General features: G+C 42.4%; 20 protein-coding genes and 1 other RNA gene. 10 read left to right on the top strand and 11 right to left on the bottom strand.

The genetic code is table 11. From position 1 onward, the window contains the following. Positions 1-123 precede the first annotated feature (123 nt). The 4 genes from dapB to grpE all read right to left on the bottom strand — a co-directional run bounded on the left by dapB (position 124) and on the right by grpE (position 4,884). The gene (gene dapB, locus CYCME_RS04940) at positions 124-930 is read right to left on the bottom strand and encodes a 4-hydroxy-tetrahydrodipicolinate reductase (RefSeq protein WP_015006264.1); all 807 of its coding nucleotides are present in this window, start codon (positions 928-930) and stop codon (positions 124-126) included. A gap of 78 nt (positions 931-1,008) precedes the next feature. Next, positions 1,009-2,139 (bottom strand): molecular chaperone DnaJ, encoded by a 1,131-nt coding sequence (gene dnaJ, locus CYCME_RS04935; RefSeq protein WP_015006265.1) that lies wholly within the window; start codon positions 2,137-2,139, stop codon positions 1,009-1,011. Positions 2,140-2,242: 103 nt separating this feature from the next. After that, positions 2,243-4,177 (bottom strand): molecular chaperone DnaK, encoded by a 1,935-nt coding sequence (gene dnaK, locus CYCME_RS04930; RefSeq protein ID WP_015006266.1) that lies wholly within the window; start codon positions 4,175-4,177, stop codon positions 2,243-2,245. A gap of 68 nt (positions 4,178-4,245) precedes the next feature. Continuing rightward, positions 4,246-4,884 carry a nucleotide exchange factor GrpE gene (grpE, locus tag CYCME_RS04925; protein WP_015006267.1) on the bottom strand — a complete coding sequence of 213 codons (639 nt, stop codon included), beginning with the start codon at positions 4,882-4,884 and terminating at the stop codon, positions 4,246-4,248. Between the two features lie 423 nt (positions 4,885-5,307). On the opposite strand from grpE, the gene CYCME_RS04920 reads away from it, so the two are divergent. After that, a complete protein-coding gene (locus CYCME_RS04920; RefSeq protein ID WP_015006269.1) occupies positions 5,308-6,192 on the top strand; it encodes an NAD(+) kinase in 885 nt (294 codons plus the stop codon). 8 nt (positions 6,193-6,200) lie between these two features. After that, entirely contained in the window at positions 6,201-7,871 is a 1,671-nt protein-coding gene (recN, locus tag CYCME_RS04915) for a DNA repair protein RecN (RefSeq protein WP_020932299.1), read from the top strand. Here recN and fur read toward each other — a convergent pair. Continuing rightward, positions 7,864-8,274, bottom strand: a complete 411-nt coding sequence (gene fur, locus CYCME_RS04910) for a ferric iron uptake transcriptional regulator (RefSeq protein WP_015006271.1) — start codon at positions 8,272-8,274, stop codon at positions 7,864-7,866. The two genes, recN and fur, sit on opposite strands and share 8 nt — an antisense overlap. 80 nt (positions 8,275-8,354) lie before the next feature. Between fur and CYCME_RS04905 the strand changes: the two genes are divergently transcribed. The 3 genes from CYCME_RS04905 to CYCME_RS04895 are packed head-to-tail and all read left to right on the top strand — an operon-like array spanning position 8,355 to position 9,727. Then, positions 8,355-8,849 carry an outer membrane protein assembly factor BamE gene (locus CYCME_RS04905; protein WP_016390050.1) on the top strand — a complete coding sequence of 165 codons (495 nt, stop codon included), beginning with the start codon at positions 8,355-8,357 and terminating at the stop codon, positions 8,847-8,849. 1 nt (position 8,850) lies between these two features. Further along, a complete protein-coding gene (locus CYCME_RS04900) occupies positions 8,851-9,279 on the top strand; it encodes a PaaI family thioesterase (protein WP_020932298.1) in 429 nt (142 codons plus the stop codon). Between the two features lies 1 nt (position 9,280). Beyond that, positions 9,281-9,727, top strand: a complete 447-nt coding sequence (locus CYCME_RS04895; RefSeq protein WP_015006274.1) for a PaaI family thioesterase — start codon at positions 9,281-9,283, stop codon at positions 9,725-9,727. A 63-nt stretch (positions 9,728-9,790) separates the two neighbouring features. Here CYCME_RS04895 and CYCME_RS04890 read toward each other — a convergent pair whose 3' ends face one another. The 6 genes from CYCME_RS04890 to CYCME_RS04865 form a co-directional block, all read right to left on the bottom strand. After that, on the bottom strand, positions 9,791-11,044 hold the full coding sequence (locus CYCME_RS04890) for an aromatic ring-hydroxylating dioxygenase subunit alpha (protein WP_020932297.1): 1,254 nt from the start codon (positions 11,042-11,044) through the stop codon (positions 9,791-9,793). Positions 11,045-11,059: 15 nt separating this feature from the next. Beyond that, positions 11,060-11,545, bottom strand: a complete 486-nt coding sequence (locus tag CYCME_RS04885) for an aromatic-ring-hydroxylating dioxygenase subunit beta (protein WP_015006276.1) — start codon at positions 11,543-11,545, stop codon at positions 11,060-11,062. Positions 11,546-11,784: 239 nt separating this feature from the next. After that, positions 11,785-13,338 (bottom strand): 2-isopropylmalate synthase, encoded by a 1,554-nt coding sequence (locus CYCME_RS04880; RefSeq protein WP_020932296.1) that lies wholly within the window; start codon positions 13,336-13,338, stop codon positions 11,785-11,787. Positions 13,339-13,582: 244 nt separating this feature from the next. Beyond that, positions 13,583-13,891 carry an RnfH family protein gene (locus CYCME_RS04875; protein WP_015006279.1) on the bottom strand — a complete coding sequence of 103 codons (309 nt, stop codon included), beginning with the start codon at positions 13,889-13,891 and terminating at the stop codon, positions 13,583-13,585. Continuing rightward, positions 13,884-14,315, bottom strand: a complete 432-nt coding sequence (locus CYCME_RS04870) for a type II toxin-antitoxin system RatA family toxin (protein ID WP_016390047.1) — start codon at positions 14,313-14,315, stop codon at positions 13,884-13,886. Before CYCME_RS04870 ends, CYCME_RS04875 begins: the two co-directional genes overlap by 8 nt. 4 nt (positions 14,316-14,319) lie before the next feature. Continuing rightward, on the bottom strand, positions 14,320-15,672 hold the full coding sequence (locus CYCME_RS04865; protein WP_020932295.1) for a sodium-dependent transporter: 1,353 nt from the start codon (positions 15,670-15,672) through the stop codon (positions 14,320-14,322). 109 nt (positions 15,673-15,781) lie between these two features. Here CYCME_RS04865 and smpB point away from each other — a divergent pair, with 109 nt between their 5' ends. The 5 genes from smpB to CYCME_RS04845 all read left to right on the top strand — a co-directional run bounded on the left by smpB (position 15,782) and on the right by CYCME_RS04845 (position 21,513). Then, positions 15,782-16,258 (top strand): SsrA-binding protein SmpB, encoded by a 477-nt coding sequence (smpB, locus tag CYCME_RS04860; RefSeq protein WP_015006282.1) that lies wholly within the window; start codon positions 15,782-15,784, stop codon positions 16,256-16,258. A 225-nt stretch (positions 16,259-16,483) separates the two neighbouring features. Further along, positions 16,484-16,859: a transfer-messenger RNA gene (ssrA, locus tag CYCME_RS12910) on the top strand. 516 nt (positions 16,860-17,375) lie between these two features. Beyond that, on the top strand, positions 17,376-18,275 hold the full coding sequence (locus tag CYCME_RS04855) for a WYL domain-containing protein (RefSeq protein ID WP_020932294.1): 900 nt from the start codon (positions 17,376-17,378) through the stop codon (positions 18,273-18,275). 117 nt (positions 18,276-18,392) lie between these two features. Next, positions 18,393-20,144 (top strand): type I restriction-modification system subunit M, encoded by a 1,752-nt coding sequence (locus tag CYCME_RS04850; RefSeq protein ID WP_020932293.1) that lies wholly within the window; start codon positions 18,393-18,395, stop codon positions 20,142-20,144. Then, positions 20,134-21,513 (top strand): restriction endonuclease subunit S, encoded by a 1,380-nt coding sequence (locus tag CYCME_RS04845; RefSeq protein ID WP_020932292.1) that lies wholly within the window; start codon positions 20,134-20,136, stop codon positions 21,511-21,513. The genes CYCME_RS04850 and CYCME_RS04845 overlap by 11 nt, the downstream gene beginning before the upstream one ends.

Below are 21,513 nucleotides of genomic sequence, written 5' to 3'. Positions count from 1 at the left end.
TAATTACCAGCTCCCAACAGTATTGATGTCCTGTTTTATTACTGATTCTTATAACAGTATTTACATAAACCCTTACGTTATCTTTAAATATTAACAGAAAACTATCAATACAAAAGACGGCATTTAATCTTTCAGACCTAGTACGTCTTGCATGTCATATAAGCCAGGAGGTTGATCGGCAAGCCAACAAGCCGCCCTGATTGCACCAGTAGCAAAAGTCATTCGACTTGTTGCTTTATGACTGATTTCAATGCGCTCACCTTCATCGGCAAACATAACAGTGTGCTCACCTACAATATCCCCACCTCTGATGGTAGAAAAACCAATGGTTCCCTCTTCACGCTCACCAGTAATACCTTCGCGCGCATAAACTGCACACTCATCTAATGCCTTACCCATTGCATTTGCAACCACTTCGCCCATTTTTAAAGCAGTCCCGGATGGCGCATCTACTTTATGCTTATGGTGTGCTTCAATCACCTCAATATCAACAGATTGGCCGATTGCTTTTGCCGCCAACTCTAAAAGTTTTAACGTTACATTGACACCAATACCCATATTAGGCGCAAACACAATTGGGATATTTTTTGACGCTGACACTATCTGCGCTTTATCCGCCTCGCTAAATCCAGTCGTGCCAATTACGATTGCTTTTTTCTGTGACTGACAAAAAGACACCTTATCCAAACAAGCCTCAGGCCGAGTAAAGTCAACTAAAACATCAAAGTTAGGCGCTTGGTTTGAAAAATCTGAAACAACGTGAACTTGCTGCTGGCTCAACCCTGCCATTTCACCTGCATCTTTACCGATTGCAGGCGAGCCATCACGCTCAATAGCGACACCAAGTGTTGCCAACTTATTTTGTTGGCACGCTTTAATTAAGTTAAGTCCCATACGGCCACTTGCGCCAGATACCGCTATTTTTGTCATCTTTTCCCCTTATCAATATCACCTAGGCTATACACATCACTACAGCCTTTATTTTACTTTATAGAAACTCTAAACCTGTTAAGACTTCATTTTGTCAAAAAAACTTTTAACACCACCTAACCACGAATGCTCTTGTGGATTGTGCTTAGTGCCACCCGTTTTAAATGATGCTTCTAACTGTTCAACCAACGCCTTTTGTTCAGCTGTTAAACTAACTGGCGTTTCAACATTAACGCGACACATTAAGTCCCCGACAGGCCCTCCTCTTACAGGCTTAACACCTTTACCGCGTAACCTAAATAACTTACCTGTTTGCGTTTCGGGCGGAACTTTTAATTTAACTTTTCCAGACAAGGTAGGCACCTCAAGTTCGCCACCAAGTGTTGCTGTTGCAAAGCTAATGGGCATATCGCAATACAAATTTGCACCATCACGTGTAAATATGGCATGTTCACGAACATTAACTTGAACATATAAATCACCAGCAGGCCCACCATGATCTCCTGCTTCTCCTTCACCACCCAAGCGGATACGATCGCCAGTATCAACACCGGCAGGAATTTTTACCGATAATGTTTTTTGCTCTTTAGTTTTCCCTGTACCCCGACATTTACCACAAGGGTCTGTAATTTGCGATCCCGACCCATGACACGTTGGACAAGTTTGTTGAACAGAAAACATCCCTTGTTGCATACGCACTTGACCATGACCAGCGCATGATGAACAAACACCTGACTTACCACTTTTAGAACCGGTACCCTTACAAGTCGTACAACTAACAGAGGTAGGGATTTTTATTTTGGTTTCCATACCAAAAACAGCCTCTTCTAAAGACAAATCCAAGTTATAGCGTAAATCCGCACCACGAGTCACTTGGCTACGATGACCGCCTCCACCACCGCCAAATATATCGCCGAAAACGTCGCCAAATACATCACTAAATGAATCGCCACCAGAGTGTCCTCTGCCGCCACCCATAGAAGGATCCACTCCCGCATGACCGAATTGGTCATAAGCGGCGCGTTTTTGCTCATCACTTAAAATAGCGTATGCTTCTTGAATATCTTTAAATTTAGCCTCGGCATCTGGGTTATCAGTATTTCTATCCGGATGATACTTCATCGCCAAACGTCGATATGCTTTTTTTATTTCGCGCTCACTGGCATTTCGAGCAACGTCTAGTGTTTTGTAAAAATCTGCTTTTTCCATGACTCTCAAACCTTTAATACGTCAAAGCCACCGATAAATCGGCGGCCATGTCGTAGCCCAACACGGGCTATAGTTAAGTAACTTAAAACTAATGTTTTAAGGCTTATTTTTTATCGTCTTCTTTTACTTCTTCAAATTCAGCATCAACGACATCATCAGCATTTGCATCAGAGTCAGACTTTGCTTCAGCAGAAGCGCCTTCAGCCGCCCCTTCAGCGCCTGCATCAGCGTACATTTTTTCAGCTAACTTAGCGGACAATGTTGTTAAGGCTTCAGTTTTTTGCTCAATCGCTTCTTTGTCGTCACCTTTAATAGCTTCTTGAAGATCCGCAATAGCCGCTTCAATATCTGCTTTTTCAGAGGCATCAACCTTATCACCCATTTCTTCAATGGATTGTTCAGTTGCGTGAATCATGCCATCCGCTTGGTTTCTAACAGTCACAAGCTCATGCAATTTTCTATCTTCTTCAGCATGCGCTTCAGCATCGTTAATCATTGCTTCGACTTCTTCATCAGATAAACCACTTGATGCTTTAATAACAACAGATTGTTCTTTACCTGTGGCCTTATCTTTAGCAGATACATTTAGAATACCGTTTGCATCAATATCAAAAGACACTTCAATTTGCGGCGTACCACGACGTGCAGGCGGTATATCTTGAAGGTCGAAACGGCCTAAAGATTTATTGCCTGATGACATTTCACGTTCACCCTGTAGAACATGGATAGTAACTGCTGTTTGGTTATCTTCTGCTGTTGAGAATGTTTGACTCGCCTTACTAGGAATAGTCGTGTTTTTCTCAATTAGCTTTGTCATTACGCCACCCATTGTCTCAATACCCAATGAAAGTGGTGTTACATCTAATAAAAGCACATCTTTAACATCGCCAGCTAAAACACCTGCTTGAATTGCAGCGCCCACGGCAACGGCTTCATCTGGATTAACATCTTTACGTGGCTCTTTACCAAAGAATTCAGCAACAACTTCTTGAACTTTTGGCATACGTGTTTGACCACCAACCAAGATCACGTCATCAATCTCAGAGGCTGATAAACCAGCATCTTTAACAGCTGTTGCACAAGGCGCGACCGTACGTTGAACTAGATCATTAACAAGAGACTCGAGTTTTGCACGTGTCAATTTAACATTCAAATGCTTAGGCCCTGATGCATCTGCCGTAATGTAAGGCAAGTTAACATCTGTTTGTTGGTTAGATGATAGCTCTATTTTTGCTTTTTCAGCGGCTTCTTTTAAACGTTGAAGTGCTAATGGGTCGTTGTGTAAATCTACGCTGTTTTCTTTTTTAAACTCATCTGCAAGGAAGTCGATAATACGTAAATCGAAATCTTCACCACCTAAGAATGTATCACCATTGGTTGATAACACTTCAAATTGGTGCTCGCCATCAATTTCAGCAATTTCAATAATTGAAACGTCGAAGGTACCTCCACCCAAGTCATAAACAGCAACCGTACGATCACCACTTTTCTTATCCATGCCATAAGCTAACGCAGCCGCTGTTGGCTCGTTAATAATACGTTTAACGTCTAAACCGGCAATCTTGCCTGCATCTTTCGTTGCTTGACGTTGCGAATCGTTAAAGTAAGCAGGCACAGTAATAACGGCTTCTGTTACCTCTTCACCCAAATATGCTTCAGCATCTTTTTTAAGCTTCATTAAAATACGCGCAGCTATTTCAGGCGGCGCCATTTTTTTACCCTGCGCTTCAATCCAAGCATCGCCATTATCGGCAGCTAGAATTTTATAAGGCACCATGCTGACGTCTTTTTGCACAACATCATCTGTAAATTTACGACCAATTAAGCGCTTGGTAGCAAATACCGTGTTTGATGGGTTTGTTACCGCTTGACGTTTTGCAGACTGCCCTACAAGCACATCACTTTCTGCTGTAAACGCTACAATTGAAGGCGTTGTTCTTGCACCTTCACTATTTTCAAGTACTTTCGCGCTGTCGCCATCTAATACGGCAACACACGAGTTCGTTGTTCCTAAATCAATACCAATAATTTTAGCCATTTAAATATCTCCGAAATTTAATTTATTCTATTCTGTTAGTTACGATATAAGGGCGTGAAATTTAATTTTCAAGCCTGCTCATCAATTTTCTTTGTCTCTGTAGGTGCTTGAGGTTGCGACACAATAACCATTGCAGGACGTAATAAACGCTCATTGAGCGTATAACCTTTTTGAAAGACTTGTATCACCGTATTAGGCTCATGATCAGGGCTTGGAACCATAGAGATAGCCTGATGTAAGTCCGGGTTAAAACTTTCACCTTCTGGGTTAATTTGCTTAACGCCGGACTTTTCAAGCGAAGCTAGCAACTGCTTATGTGTCAACTCCATCCCTTCTTTTATGGCTACAACATCACCTTCTGCTGCATCCACTGATGCCAGCCCCATCTCTAAACTATCGACTACTGGCAACATCTCTTTAGCAAACTTCTCAACAGAAAAACGGTGCGCCTTTTCAATATCTTTTTGTGTTCGACGGCGAATATTTTCCACCTCTGCCTTTGCCAGCAACAATTTTTCCCAGTTTTCATCAGCACGAGTGGTCGCCGCATCTAGCGCCGCCTGCAAATCAACCTCTTCTGAGGCAGCAGTTTCCCCTTCCGCCTCATCTTTCAATGCATCCTCTACTATTTCACCAACAATACTTTCTTCCGTTTCAACCGCTGGTTGTTCAATATTCTCTTGATCTGTCTGTTCTTCAGACCCCATAGCCTTTCCTCTTTTTTACACTTAAATTTGATTGATAGCGACTTACCATTAAGGCAAGCGCATAAACTGTTTTAGTTAAATGGTGATAGTTTTCTAAATTTCAAGGTTCCAGCCAAAACTTTTACAGCAAAACCAAACAATAAGCTCAATTTGCCATAAAGTTCACCGATTACTCCACCCTTCGGCACTATGTATGATAAACCAAACAGTCGAGTGGCATTCAGCAACGCATACCTTATCAATAAAGCTATAGAAATGATCTCCAGCAATTAAAATTAGATATCTAACACACGCTTAGCACGCGTAAAATTCAAATTGATCCTTAAAATGCCGACACTCAGTAAATAAGCCGTCATTTAGATTTAGATTCTGGTGTAAATCGCTACATTTCGTGTAAACTTTTACCTTCAACTGAGGAGTAAAATGAATACAAAATTTAAACGAATTGGGCTGATTTCCAAGCCTAATGCCACGGATATATCTGCAACAGTTCAAGCATTATATACGCTGTTAATTGACGCCAATATTAACATCGTTGTTGATGAAGAAACGGCTCACCATATCTCATTGCCCTCTGAGCACATCATGAGCATCAGTGAATTAGCCGACCAATGTGATCTCATCATGTCTATTGGCGGTGACGGGACACTCTTATCAGCTGCTCGCGCCTTGGTTGACAAAAAGGTTCCTCTCGTCGGTATAAACTTAGGTCGCATTGGTTTTTTGGTTGATATATCACCAGAAGAGATGAATGTTCAAATAAGGCAAATCCTCGAAGGCCATTACCATGAGGAAGAACGTATTATCCTCAACACTCAAATCATCCGTAACAATACGCTTATTCACGAACAGTCAGCGTTCAATGAAGTCGCCATTCACCGATTAAAATCCCCTGGTTTAATCGACATTGAAACCTATGTTAATCAACGTTTTGTGAATGCTCAGCGCTCTGATGGATTAATCATAGCCACCCCAACTGGCTCAACAGCTTATGCACTATCCGGTGGTGGGCCGCTAATGCACCCCTCGCTGGATGCCATTGTGCTGGTTCCTATTAACCCACACACCTTGAGCAACCGCCCACTGGTGGTAGATGGAAAAAGCGAAATTGGTATTCGCTTTAGCCAACGAGATAAGCACGAGGCGCAACTAACATGCGATAACGTCATTCTTCCAAGTATCCTTGAAGATGACCTTATAAACATCAGTCGCCATGAAAATAAAATTCATTTGTTACACCCAACGAATCATGACTTTTTCAATATTCTGCGCGTAAAACTTGACTGGAGCAAAGCTCCTCAAACATAAAATTAGGTATGCTTAAATCCATCGACATAAAAGGCTTAGCTGTTGTTGATCAATTAAACCTCGAGCTTGAGCAAGGGATGACCGTGCTAACCGGCGAAACAGGTGCGGGTAAATCCATTTTACTGACAGCAATGAAACTGTGCCTAGGCGAACGAGCAGATGCTTCGTTATTGAGACCTGGGGCTAATAAGGCGGATCTTAGCTTAGAGTTTGACATTACCGATCTACCGGCCTCCCAGCAATGGCTTATAGACAACGACCTTGATGATCAAGGAGATTGCTTCATTCGAAGAACCATCAATGCTGACGGCCGTTCAAAAGCTTATATCAACGGTCAAGCCGTTAATTTAAAAGCCCTACAACAACTTTCTAAACACCTTATTAACATCCACGGCCAGCATGCACACCTAGATTTATTACACCCCGGCAAGCAATGTGAATTAGTCGATTCATCCTTACCCTCTCAAGCCTTGCTTCTTGAATGTCGCAAACAGTACTCACATTGGAAACGATTAACCGAAGAGCTTCACCACCTAACCGATGGCAATGAAGACAATGAGAGTGAAAAACAACTACTTAAATATCAAATCAATGAATTAGAGCAAGCAAATATTATCCATATTGACTACGATGAGTTGGTGCAAGAACACGCGTTAGCATCCAATATGCGTAAAATCATTGAGACCTCAGCACACCAAATAGACATATTGTATGAAAACGAAAACGCTTCTATATATGGTCAAATTAATAATGTCTCGCATGAATTAGAGTTACTGGCTGACTTAGCGCCTGAATTTACAAGCGTGGGCGAACAAATCAAAGAAGCCAGCATTCAAATTCAAGAAGCCAGTCGTGATTTGAGGCATCAAATTGATCAACAAGAAGATGACCCAGAAAAACTCAGCTTGCTCGACCAGCAATTAAGCAGCATTCATGAATTAGCTCGAAAACTGCATGTTGAGCCCTCGCAACTTTCCGACAAATATAATCAGCTCACTGCACGACTTGACTTGCTTGAAAACCGTAACGAGAAATTAAGCGCGCTTCAACTAGACATCGCTGAGGCAGAAACACTTTACCGCAAGCAGGCCGAGCTTCTCCATAATGAGCGCAAGCAACATGCTTTAAAGTTAAGCCGTAACATTACCAACACTTTAAAAACACTTGGACTTCCGGATGGAAAACTAAACATAAGCGTTAACCATTTGGCGAAGCAGCCTCCACAAAAAAATGGTCTAGATGATGTCGTCTTCCTTATATCAACAAACCCGGGGATGCCAGATTCGCCGATTGGAAAAGTGGCATCAGGGGGCGAGCTTTCTCGTATTAGCCTAGCCATACAAGTGGTCACTAGCCGCCGCAATACGACACCTACCTTGGTGTTTGATGAGGTTGATGCAGGTATTGGTGGTGGTGTTGCTGAAACAGTTGGAATACGCCTACGCGAGTTAGCTTGCGACCGTCAGGTCCTATGTGTCACCCACCTACCACAAGTCGCCTCTCAAGGGCATCAGCATTTATTAGTCAGCAAGCAAAAAAGCCAACAACAAACCACAACGAAAATTGATAGCTTAAATCAAACACAGAGAATTAATGAAGTAGCCCGTATGTTAGGTGGTATTGATTTATCAGATAAAACCATCGCCCACGCAAAAGAAATGGTGGAAAAGGCTATTTAGCGCATGATGGGCAGACCCCATAGATATATAAACTATGGTCTGTTATTTTGTAGCCTTTTTCTTTAGCGATCACTTTTTGACGCTGCTCAATCATCTCGTCGTAGAACTCATCAACCCGGCCACATTTCACACATAAAATATGGTCATGGTGCTCATCTTGGCATAATTCAAAAACTGAGTTACCACCCTCAAAATGATGACGATTGACTAAACCCGCCGTTTCAAATTGCGTTAACACACGATACACCGTAGCCAACCCAATTTCTTCACCATCGTCTAAAAGAGCCCTATACATGTCCTCAGCTGACAGATGTTTATTCTCAGTACTTTCCAACATATCAAGAATTTTTAACCGAGGTAAAGTAACCTTTAAACCAGCAGCCCTTATATCTTTTGACTCCATTTCGACCTCTAATTTGGGGTGGATATAAAAGTGAGATGATGTATCATCTCACCATTGCAATCATACACAGAAGATCTTAAATGCGAAAGCGTCTCATTCTAATAATGATATTCATTTCAAGCTCAACCTTGGTGGCTTGTTCAACGACAGAAACCCTAAACGACAAGATGCTTGACGTTGCTGACACCCTACCCGGTGTTTATAAAATTGATGTCCATCAAGGAAATGTGGTGACTCAAAAAATGATTGACCAACTCCGTCCGGGCATGGATAAGCGGCAGGTAAAATTCATCTTGGGCACCCCTTTATTGGTGGATCCATTCCATCAGGAGCGTTGGGACTATTTCTACGATATAAGAAAGGCAGGCAAACCACATAAAAGAGAACGGATTACCGTTATTTTTAATGAAGGCAGTCTTGCTAGCCTAAAAGGTAATTTCAAACCTAGCAATGAGTTTAAGCCGATGACCATCGATACCAAGGTGATTGATGTCCCCAAACGAGAAAAAAAGGAAGTCGGTATTATGGAAAAAATACTTAAATTCATCGGCATCGAACCAGAAGCAAAACCCTAGCATGAGCATCCAATCTTATTTAAAAACAATTAACCAAACCCCTCACGCTAAAAAATTAAACATTACCTTGGTGAGCCATGGTGAAACATCCACCACATTAAAGCTTCCTTTTAGCAAACAGATTATTGGCGATTGTGTTAACAACTACATTCATAGTGGCGCTGTTTCCACTGCTATTGATACAGCCTGTGGCGCTGATATTTTACAGGCACAAAACAATTTACGTGCTATGGCAACACTGGATCTAAGAATAGACCATATTCGCCCCGCTGCCTCCGGTGCCGATATAAACGTATATGCCGATTGCTACCATTTAACTCACACCATTGCTTTTGTTCGCGCCAGCGCCTATACCGATGATATAAATAGCCCTATTGCAACCGCCGTCGGTAGCTTTATGCGTTCTAACAAACAATTCCCAGTACAATAAAATGTCCTTAGTAGAAAAAATAAATGACATCAAACTGCGTCATGATTATGAGGCCATTGTAGAACTTATTCCGTATGCCAAAACAATCGGTGTAGAAACCAGCATGGTTGGCGAAAGCATCGTATCCAGCTTGCGCTTTATGGAAAGCAATATTGGCAACCCTGCGGTCCCTGCTTTGCATGGCGGCGTTATTGCTGGGTTTATGGAAAATTCCGCCCTGTTACATTTAATCTGGGAAATAGAACTCGTTAACATCCCTAAAATTATTGATGTCTCTATAGATTATTTACGCCCTGGGCAAACCACTACCACCTACTCAAAGTGCGATATTGTTCGCTTAGGAAGTCGTGTTGCTTTATGTAATATTATTGCTTGGCAAGAAGATATCAATAAGCCTATTGCGCAAGCGCGCGGACACTTTTTACTGTCAGAAAATAGACCTCTTTAATGCTATAAAAAAGCCTTGCTATCTATAGCAAGGCTTTACAGGTATCGATTTACTGTTTAACGCCTATACATCCATCATTTTCCTATACCCTTTCCACAAAGATCGTATCGCTCCCTCTGTCACAAAGTGATCATCTGTACCCGTTCCAACGCCACCCATTTCAAGTACATTAGTATAGTTTCCATCTCGCACAATAGCTTTTTGACACAACTCTGTTGATTCCCCATCTTCCATTGATATAAGCCCAGCAGGCCCGACAAGATTCAATTGTTTTAAGCGGAAGTTACGCATTTCTTCGGTATCATCGGCATAACCAAAAAACGTCCAAACTAGCTCAAACTCATTTTCATTCTTTGGCAGAATCTGCCGGAAAGCTAGTGTGTTTTGAATTTGGTGTACCACCAACGATGGAAAAAGCGAAAAAATGACGGTCGTGGTGTCATCATCAAATTCTTTCGCCCCGGCTAACAAAGACGGGTCAGCTAACTGGTAAGTACCTTCTTGATAGGTTCTTGTGTTATCACTCTTAACATCAGATAACTTACTTTCATCTTCTTTACTATTTTCCACCCACAACACGGAGTGCACATCATTATTTACGATAGTACCACCACCTAATGAAGCACGATAAATACCAAACGTTGGGTGAAATAAATGTAACAGACTCGCATGATAAGGGTCTTTAGTATTTTCTGAATAAAACTTCCAATTACCAGCTATGTATTGACGAGTATGCCCGATCACTTCAATAGGCCCTTTTAAGATGCGCTTGAAATGATACGCTACATCTTCGCCCATATAAGTTTCAATATCAGGCGTTTCATCACTAAAGGTGCCAAAAATAACGCCCAGGTGATTAACAACACGAACTTTACGTAAGCTGTGTTGATCCTTAGCAAAGTCTTTTGGCATCCCTCCCTTGCCGCCAAGGCCACGTTGAAAAGGGACTCCACGCAAATCACCTTTAGCATCAAATGCCCACTGATGGTAGACACATGTGTAAGCACCATCTTCTGATTTGCCATGGCGCTCTCGGCAAATTTCCGCACCTCGGTGAGCACAGCGGTTCACCCAAGCGTAAATTTCATTATCTTGACCACGGGTAACAACCACCGGAGTGTCACCAATATAAGTAGACTTAAAACTGCCTTTTTCAGGCAACTCTGCTTCCGTCGATAAATAATTCCATGTCGGGCCGTTATGTATCTTTTTTTGCTCAAGATCGTAAACTTCACGACTATTAAATATTGAGTAAGGAACCGCCGTATGGTCTGTGCCAGCTGGCCATTTTAAATGTGGGGGTGTTATTGCATTCATCATCTTTCTCCTGACTTAAATAGGGATAACCATCAAGGTGGTAATTCTATGCGTGTCATAAATGACTACACGTTCTTTAAATTTAAGAACACCATTTTCGCGAACAAGGAGATCAACATAGCGACCTACGTTATAAACGGTACTTTCACCATCATTACAGGTTTTAAAAACTGCGTAATTAGACTGCACCTTAATAGTGTCACCATCTTCTGTACTGATAACAGGGTTACTTGTGATATGGCGATACCATTGAACTTGATAAATATTAGCGTGCCTTAACGCCGTAATTCTATCTTGCAACATACCTTGGCTATCACACCACATAATAGCTGTCGGCATACCTATTTCATGGTTTTCTCTTGGAATAACCTTATACAAGCAATTTTCAGTAAAAAAATCTGGCCAACGTTCTAAATCATCATCATCGATACATTGAACGTAAGCATCAAGCAATTGACTGACTTCATGTTTTAATTCTGGCTCAATACTAGTACTTCTCATACCTTCTCCTCAATCTATTGGGTGCGCTAAAAACACCGGCGCGGTTGAGTATCGCATTGAGCTTTAAATGAAAAAATGATCGAGATCAGAAAGGACGTATTACCTTTAATACCTTAAAATAAAAAAAGGCGCTCTGTTTAAATAACAGAACGCCTTTCGCGTGTGTTGCAGCGTTGCCAGCACATTAAAATATTAGTACTACTCTGCAAGCAAAGCCTCTAGTTTATTGGGCAGTCGATTCAAACCCCTTCATAGGCTTGAGGGTGAATCCGCACACTATCACCAAACAATCGATTGAGCGCATTGATATAGGCTTTTGCTGAGGCAATCACAATATCTGTATCCGAACCGTGACCATTCACAATACGCCCTGCTTTTTCTAGCCTAACGGCAACTTCGCCTTGAGAGTCCGTCCCTTCAGTAACATTACTGACAGAATAAAGCTGAAGCGTCGCACTACTTGCCACGATTTTCTCAATGGCCTTAAATGTAGCATCAACAAGCCCACCACCTTGAGAGGTTTCTGTTTGCTCAACCTCATCTACCATTAACGTAATACAAGACTCAGGCATTTCCCCCGTTTCCGAACACGCTTTAACGGACACTAACTTAATCGCTTCACTAAAAGCTTCTTCCATTTTGAAGTCCGACACTAGGGCTTGAATATCTTCATCAAAAATTTCAGATTTTTTATCGGCTAAATCTTTAAAGCGACGAAAAGCATTATTTAACTCTTCTTGGCTATCCACCATTATGTTTAGCTTTTCTAAACGATCCTTAAATGCACTCCGCCCAGATAATTTCCCTAATACTAATTTATTAGAATTAAGACCAACATCTTCAGCCAACATAATTTCGTATGTTTCGCGCGATTTCAACACGCCATCTTGATGAATACCCGACTCATGGGCAAACGCATTAGCACCCACAATCGCTTTATTCGGCTGCACAGGAAAACCGGTTATACCCGACACCAACCGAGAGCAGGTCATAATCTGAGTTGTATCCAAGCCAACATCACAGGGAAATAAATCCTGCCGTGTTCGAACCGCCATCACAACCTCTTCAAGTGCTGCGTTTCCTGCACGTTCACCTAAACCATTGATTGAACACTCAACTTGGCGCGCACCATTCATAACACCGGCTAACGAGTTCGCCACTGCCAAGCCTAAGTCATTATGGCAATGTGTTGAAAAGATAGCTTTATCTGAATTAGGTACATTTTCAATTAACTGTCGAATCGTGTTGCCGTATTGGTCTGGCAAGTTATAACCCACAGTATCTGGAATGTTAATGGTTGTCGCACCCGCGTCAATAACCGCCTCAATAATCCGACACAAGAAATCAAGGTCTGAACGCCCCGCGTCTTCAGGCGAAAACTCAACGTTATCTGTGAAGTTTCTTGCCAATTTAACCGCATCAACAGCCTGTTCAAAAACCTGATCGGGGGTTAATAGCAACTTCTCTCTCATATGAAGTGGCGAGGTCGCAATAAAGGTATGGATCCGCGATGCATTTGCATCTTTAAGTGCTTCACCAGCACGTTCTATATCTGCTTTGTTTGCCCGCGCCAAACCACAAACCACACTGTCTTTAACGGTTCTTGCAATTCCTTGAACAGCGGCAAAATCGCCTTCACTTGAGATAGGAAAACCTGCCTCAATAATGTCAACCTTCATTTTCTCTAATGCTTTAGCGATACGAAGCTTCTCTTCTGCAGTCATTGCTGCACCGGGGCTTTGCTCACCATCACGTAAGGTTGTATCAAAAATTATTAACTTCTCTTTACTCATTTCTAAACTCCAAATGTCATCTTGATGACAAATTTTTACTTATACAATTAGCTAATTGCGTTTCACCTCGCCAGGTATATTCATTAGCCGCGTTGCGGCAGTCGAGCTAGGCTGAGAAGAAAAGACTTTGCAATGACAAAAAGGCGCACAGACACTTCACCAAAAGCGGCATTTAATGTTTTATTATTATCTGTGACTATCATATTGACTAATATAATCCATTTCCTTGGTATTTCAAGGCAAATCATTCATTCGCTGAACGCGCACCTTTTTTGGTAACTTTTCCGGCTTCAGCACGTTGGCGTCTAACTTCTTTAGGGTCCGCAATTAATGGACGATAAATTTCAACGCGGTCTCCCACTCTCAATAGCGTATCTAGTTTACAAGGCTTACTGAAAACTCCCACCGCATTGTTGTCCAAATTAATATCCGGAAAATGTTTCAAAATCCCAGAGGCATCTATCGCTTTTTGAACAGTCAACCCATCATGAAAAGGGACAACTAAAATTAATTGTTTTTCTGGCGTTGCGTAAGCCACCTCTACATTACCCATAAACCTCATCTGCCCTTTTGATAAAACAATCCATTAGTGAACCACATATTTGACTAAATATGGCACTAAAAACAAAATTACTAACGGAACTTTTAAACTCAAAGTCCACTTCCATTGTTATTTTACAAGCATCTTCACGAAGGTGCTTAAAACGCCATTCACCAGTCATAGACTTAAAAGGCCCTTCTAACAACTCAAGTTTAATGCTTTCACCTGCCGCTAATTGATTTTTCGTACTAAAGACTTTGTGCAACACCTTCCAAGCCACTTCAAGTTCCGCCGTCATACTGTCTTGCGTTTCAGACAGTACTTTACTACTTTTACACCATTTCAAAAACAATGGATACGATGCCACATCATTGACAAGGTCAAACATGTCTGCAGCTGAATGCCGCACTAAAGCACTGCGTTCTACTTTATGCATCGCCTTAGATCACATCAATTGATTTTAAGAAGACAATAACGACTGCCAGAGGCGATATAAATTTTACTAAAAACAGCCAAGTTTTATACAGCCACTGCCGCTTAAGGCTTAATTCCTTTACGCTATCTTCTTCACTCATCACCCAACCGGCAAAAACAGCTATGCATACACCACCCAAAGGCAACATGATATTTGCTGTTAGATAATCTAAAATGTCAAAAAATGTTTTACCAAAAAAAGTAACATCTGCAGTTAGGTTAAAGGATAAAACCGTACCTATACCCACGCCCCATGTGACAAGACCCGCCCAGATACATGAACGCATGCGGCTCATTTTTTTATTTTCAACCAACCAGGCAACAGCTGGCTCTATCAGCGATATTGATGAGGACCATGCTGCAAACACAAGTAATATAAAAAACAGCGTACCAAATATTGAACCATACGCCATATGCCCAAAGGCAATTGGCAATGTTTGAAAAATAAGGCCCGGTCCACTAGCTGGTTCCATACTATTAGCAAAAACAATGGGGAAGATAGCCAAGCCTGCCAATAACGCAACCACCGTATCCGCCAACCCAATCAGCATAGTGGTTGAACCAATTGAAACCTTAGACGGTAAATAAGAGCCGTACACCATGATCGCCCCCATGCCCAAACTAAGCGTAAAGAACGCATGTCCCATTGCGGTCAACACACCTTCACTGGTCATTTTCGTAAAATCTGCCTTAAATAAAAACGAAACGCCTTCTTCAAACGCACCACGCTCCATGGCGTAGCCAACCAATAAAATTAAAATAGCCAACAACGCAGGCATCAAGAACTTCACCGTTCGTTCAAGTCCTTTCACACCTCTAGCAACCACAAGCATCGTCACAATCATAAACAAACTATGCCATGCTAGTAGCTTTTCTGGGTCTGCCACAAAGGTGGCAAAGATATGACTAACTCCGTCAGCCGTAGCACCTTCAAAAACGCCCGATGCAACACGTACAACGTAGGCCATAGCCCAACCAGCAATAACACTGTAGTAAGACAAAATTAAGAACCCTGCGATAACACCCAGCCAGCCTAACCACGACCAATATCGGCTCGCTTTTGCTTCTGTTGCCAACGTTCTCATTGAATTAATGGGGCTTTGTCTTCCACGACGGCCCAACATTATTTCAGCCATCATAATGGGGATGCCTATGATCAAAATGCACAATAAATAGATAAGCACAAACGCACCACCACCATTTTCACCTGCAATATAGGGAAACTTCCATATATTGCCTAAGCCAACGGCCGAACCTGTAGCTGCCAAAATAAAGGCCAATCGGGATGACCATTCTCCATGTTGCGATATCTGTCTCATAAACCTTGAACGTTTGTTATTGATAATAAATTAACCCAACTTTACTATTTAACCAAGTTATTAGCTGACTTTTATAGCGATAAATCAACGCCTCGCTTAGAATATAGACATGGCAAGCAAAAAGAAAAAAACACATCCTAATTCCATCGCATCTAACAAAAAAGCGACACACGATTATTTTATCGAACAACGTTTCGAAGCAGGCATGGTCCTTGAAGGCTGGGAAGTTAAAAGCATCCGTGACGGACGTGTTCAATTAAAAGAAAGTTATGTCGTTATAAAAAATGGTGAAGCCTGGCTGGCCGGTGCACATATATCACCACTTTTGTCTGCCTCAACTCATATCGACCCAATGCAAACACGTTTACGAAAGCTCTTATTAAATCGTCGTGAACTTATCAACCTTGTTGCACTAGTCGAACGTAAAGGCTATACGATTGTTCCCTTATCAATGTATTGGGTTAAAGGCCGCGTAAAACTAGAAATCGGTTCGGCTAAAGGTAAACAGCTACATGACAAACGCGCCTCGGCTAAAAATAAAGACTGGCAGCGTGAAAAACAGCGCATCATGAAGCATTCAGGCTAGGCATACCAGCTACTTCACTTAAAATATCTAAGGCATGCTCCCCTTTTTTCACCTTTAAAAATTAGAACTTGGCTAAAACACATCCTCCCTGTGTTAATAACGGGTTGACATCCCTGCTATTAAGCCTACATAAACGCATAACCACCTGTTTTTTCTTCTCAATGAAAGAATTATTCACTATATTTGTGAACCTTTCATAATGTATAGTATCGAACCATAACCAAAGGGGGTGACCTGGCTTCGACGTGGGTAGCAAAACCTTAGGTGCATGCCGAGCTTTCAGGAATCTCGTAAAACATCTGAAAAATTATAGTTGCAAACGACGACAACTACGCAATCGCTGCCTAAACACCAGTAGATTGCTGTCTGACTGGAGCCGTGCTTATGCGTCCAGCGATCTTCGGATCATCTCAGGCATCATAGCTCATAAGATCGTATTGAAGCTTGTTCGGGGCGGATGTACTAAAACTTAACCGAAATCGTCTTTGGTCTTCCTAGCCTATCGGGTAGCCACTGATTAAACTAAAAGTTATAGGATAAGCATGTAGAGCCGAGGGCGGAGTGCTTGCGGACGCGGGTTCAATTCCCGCCACCTCCACCAATTTAAGAAGGTCAACCGTTCTCGGTTGGCCTTTTTTTATGCCAGAACCCCGCGCTACAGGCCTTATGTGGCAAGGGTTTACGGACTTCACGCCCTTCTTAATCCCGGACTATCCGAGGCATATATTCTCTGAATCGCCGAATACTCTCTGTGCCTCTCCCCACCGCACAGGCTCCAAGTCCATGACCAGAGAACAGAGAACCCTCTAAAATCAGCAGCTTATTATCGGACTAATCAAAAGGTTTGTTGGGTGAATTGGTTGGGCGAAAGGAACATAAACGTCATAATCATAAAAATGATTGTGGTTATCATATTGACACACACTAAATTATCATTTAAAACTACATCATACTAAATAGTTGTACCTAGCCCGCAGGAGTTGTTAGCAACCTTATGCTGGCAAATAACGACTCGAGCCCTAGCAGCAAACAAGAGCGAGACGATAAAACTTAAGCGCCGTTTAACTTGATAAAAGCGAATAACGACAACGCGCTATTAGAAAATACAGGGAACCGAATGCCCAACGAACAAAACACACAGGATCAGCTGGCGACTATAAGCCAAGCCCAAAGGGAGCGTCTATTCCATATAGACTTCAAGCTCTACTTTCTGGGTTCGGTTAACCGCACTGATCTGGTATCACGTTTTGGCATCAAGGAAGCAGCCGCCTCAAGAGACCTTTCCCTCTATAAAGATCTCGCCCCTAAAAACATTGAATATGACACCAAAGCCAAAACCTATATTCAGCGTGATGGCTTTTCGCCACTTTTTGAGTATTCAGGCAGCCAAACATTAGCGGCTCTACTACATGGTTTTGGTGATGACTTCGTCGGAACACAAAAGCCAATCGTTACCTGCGAAGCACCAACACAACTGAACTATCCAAATATTCAAACACTCGCTTTTATTACTCGTGCCATTCACAACAGCCAGGTTTTAAAGATCCAGTACCGCTCTCTTTCCAGCGGCTTAAGTGAAAGAGAGATCGTGCCTTTTGCATTAATCGACAATGGGCTGCGTTGGCATGTGAGAGGTTACGATCGAGCGCGAAGCCGTTTTGCTGACTTTGTTGTTAATCGCATTGAAGCACCTCAGCTGCTAAGCGAAGAGATTCCAGAAGAGCAAACCAAGGCAGCCGATAATCAATGGAACCGCATAGTTGATTTGCACATTGTGCCGCACCCTAAGCTCAAACACCCCGAAACAATTGAAACCGAATATGTCATGAATACCGGCTTATTGAATCTTAGCGTAAGAGCGGCACTTGCCGGGTATGTATTAAGGAAATGGAACGTAGACTGCTCAAAAGAGCATACGCTTGCGGGGCCGGAATACCACCTTTGGTTAAAGAACACGCCCACCCTATACGGGGTCGATAACTTGAGTCTAGCACCGGGCTATAAACCTGATGACTGAGGTAAACAAACCAATGACAGACAAAGTTATCAACAATCATTTTGAACATTTTTTTAATTTTTACTACACACCAGCCACCGTTTTTATAACGGTAAGCGGTAAGAGGAAAAACAGAATATGAACAATGCAGAACAGCAGTTTTTAAAGGAGCTTGATGTAAAGCTTTGGGCCTCAGCCGATCGTCTTCGCAACAACTTAGATGCAGCAAACTATAAGCACGTTGTACTGGGCCTTATATTCCTAAAATATGTATCAGACGCATTTGAAGAGCGCCAGGAAGAGCTTAGGCACCTTTTTACGCAAGATGTCCCTTTTCCCAACGGGGACGACAATATCTACTACATGCCTCGCGAAGATTATGAGTCTGACGAAGAGTATAACGAGGCAGTCAACGCGGAGCTTGAATTACACGAATACTACCAAGAAAAAAATGTGTTCTGGGTACCTAAGCAAGCGCGTTGGGAGTTTTTAAAAAGCTCTGCTGCGCTTCCAATCGGCACTGAAATTGAACTCGAAAGCGGTGATAAATTCAAACTCACCTCTATCTCAAAGCTGATAGACAACGCCCTAGAATCCATCGAAACCTACAAGATTGATGACAAGCTAGCCAACCCCAAGCTAAAAGGGGTTCTGCCTCGCATCAGCCGTTATGAGGTAGATAATCACAACCTTACTGAGTTAATCAACCGCTTCTCTGATACCAGCTTCCGTAACCCTGAGTACAACGGCGAAAAGCTCGATCTACACAGCAAAGATATTTTGGGCCATGTATACGAGTACTTCCTTGGTCAATTCGCCTTAGCAGAAGGCAAACAAGGCGGCCAGTATTATACTCCAAAAAGCATCGTTACACTGATCGTTGAAATGCTCCAGCCGTATCAAGGCCGAGTCTATGACCCGGCAATGGGTGCCGGTGGCTTCTTTGTGAGTAACGACAAGTTTATCGAAGCTCATGCCGCTGATAAACATTACAACGCAGCAGATCAGCGCAAACATATTTCTGTTTATGGCCAAGAAAGCAACCCGACTACCTGGAAGTTGGCTGCCATGAATATGGCCATTCGCGGTATCGATTTTAACTTTGGTAAAAAGAACGCCGATACCTTCTTAGATGATCAACACCCCGACCTGCGTGCTGACTTTGTGATGGCCAACCCGCCGTTTAATATCAAAGATTGGTGGCACGCCAAACTGGAGGGCGATATTCGCTGGAAACACGGCACACCGCCGCAAGGTAATGCCAACTATGGTTGGATACAGCACATGCTGCACCACCTTAACGATAACGGCTCAATGGGTCTTTTACTCGCTAATGGTTCTATGAGTTCCAATACCAATAACGAAGGTGAGATCCGCAAAGCACTTATCGAGGCCGATTTAGTCGAATGTATGGTGGCTTTGCCAGGGCAGCTATTCACCAATACACAAATTCCCGCCTGTATTTGGTTTTTAACCAAAAACAAAAAAGGCGGCACGTCGCCAACACAGAAAGGCAAACGTGATCGCCGTGGTGAAACCCTGTTTATTGATGCGCGTAATCTCGGTTTTATGAAAGACCGCGTGCTGCGCGATTTTACCAACGATGACATTGCAAAAATTGCCGATGTTTTCCACGCTTGGCAATCTGGCACTGGCTATGAAGACGAAAAAGGCTTCTGCTTCAGCGCCAAGCTGGAAGACCTGAAAAAGCATGATTATGTATTAACACCAGGGCGCTTTGTGGGTGCGGCCGATGCAGAGGAGGATAGCGAGCCATTCCCAGAAAAAATGCAGCGATTAACCGCGCAATTAAAATCTCAGTTTGAAGAGTCTGACCGACTAGAAAAAGCGATTAAGGATAATCTTGCGGGGATTGGTTATGAGTTCTAATTGGCCGATAGTTACCGTTGACGATATTAAGGCTGATGAAAAAGGTTCTATTGCCATTGGGCCTTTTGGTTCACGAATGAAAAGTGATTGCTACGTTGATAAAGGGATACCGGTCATACGCGGAACAAATATTACTGGTGGTCCAACTTTCAAGGGGGATTTTGTCTATATAACAAAAGAGAAGGCAGACTCTCTTGGGTCAAGTAATGTTTATAAGAATGACCTAGTGTTTCCTCATAGAGGTTCAATCGGCGAGGTCGGTATCATTTTAGAAGATAAACGTTACGTTTTATCATCAAGTTTGATGAAATTGACTTGTGATATGAATAAGGTCAATCCTGTATTTTTGTACTATTTTTTTAAGAGCAGAATTGGGCGGCACGAGCTTTTAAAAAACGCTTCACAAGTAGGTACTCCAGGGATAGGGCAACCTTTAACGTCACTTAAAGGTATCGAATTTCGTCTTCCTCCGTTAGATAAGCAAAATGAAATTGGAGATATTCTTTCGTCGCTTGACAAAAAAATTCAAAGCAACACCCAAACTAACCAAACCTTAGAGCAAATCGCGCAAGCCATTTTCAAAAGCTGGTTTGTCGATTTTGATCCGGTCAAAGCTAAGATTGAAGCCTTGGCTGCGGGTGGTAGCGCTGACGATGCAGAACTGGCTGCCATGGGAGTTATTTCTGCCAAAACACTTGATGAGCTGCACGGTTTAAAAGCCAGCAATTCGGAGGCATTTAACAAACTCGCCCAAACCGCCGCCCTGTTTCCTGCTGCAATGCAAGACTCTGAGCTTGGAGAGATACCGGAGGGGTGGAGTTATTGTACGTTTGGTGATATTTCTGCCTGTTTTGATTCCAAAAGGGTTCCACTTTCAAAAAGAAAACGAGAGGAAAAGCAGCCTGGAACCATTCCATACTACGGTGCAACATCCGTAATGGACTATGTGAATGAGTGGATTTTTGACGATACATATTTGCTTTTAGGCGAAGATGGTTCAGTAGTTAAAGATGATGGCACACCATTTGTTCAATATATCTGGGGTAAGTCTTGGGTTAATAACCATGCTCATGTTCTACAGGGTAATAATGGAGTATCAACGGAGCACTTGATGGTTTTCATAAAAGGAACAAATATAGCCTCTTATGTTACCGGTGCAGTTCAGTTGAAGTTGAACCAAAAAAACATGAATAGTATTCCATTCTTGAAGGCCAGCACTGAAATTAATTTGGTTTTTCAGGGGGTATTGAATGGTTTATATGATGCATACAAGAATAATATTGAAAGCTCTCAATCCCTTTCATCACTTCGTGATTCTTTACTTCCGAGACTGCTTTCGGGAGAAATGGAATTAAAAGATAAGGAGTGA

The organism is Cycloclasticus zancles 78-ME (assembly GCF_000442595.1).
Lineage (GTDB): Bacteria > Pseudomonadota > Gammaproteobacteria > Methylococcales > Cycloclasticaceae > Cycloclasticus > Cycloclasticus pugetii.
The sequence above is the reverse complement of the archived record's forward strand: the minus strand, read 5'-3'. Positions and strand labels throughout refer to the sequence as shown.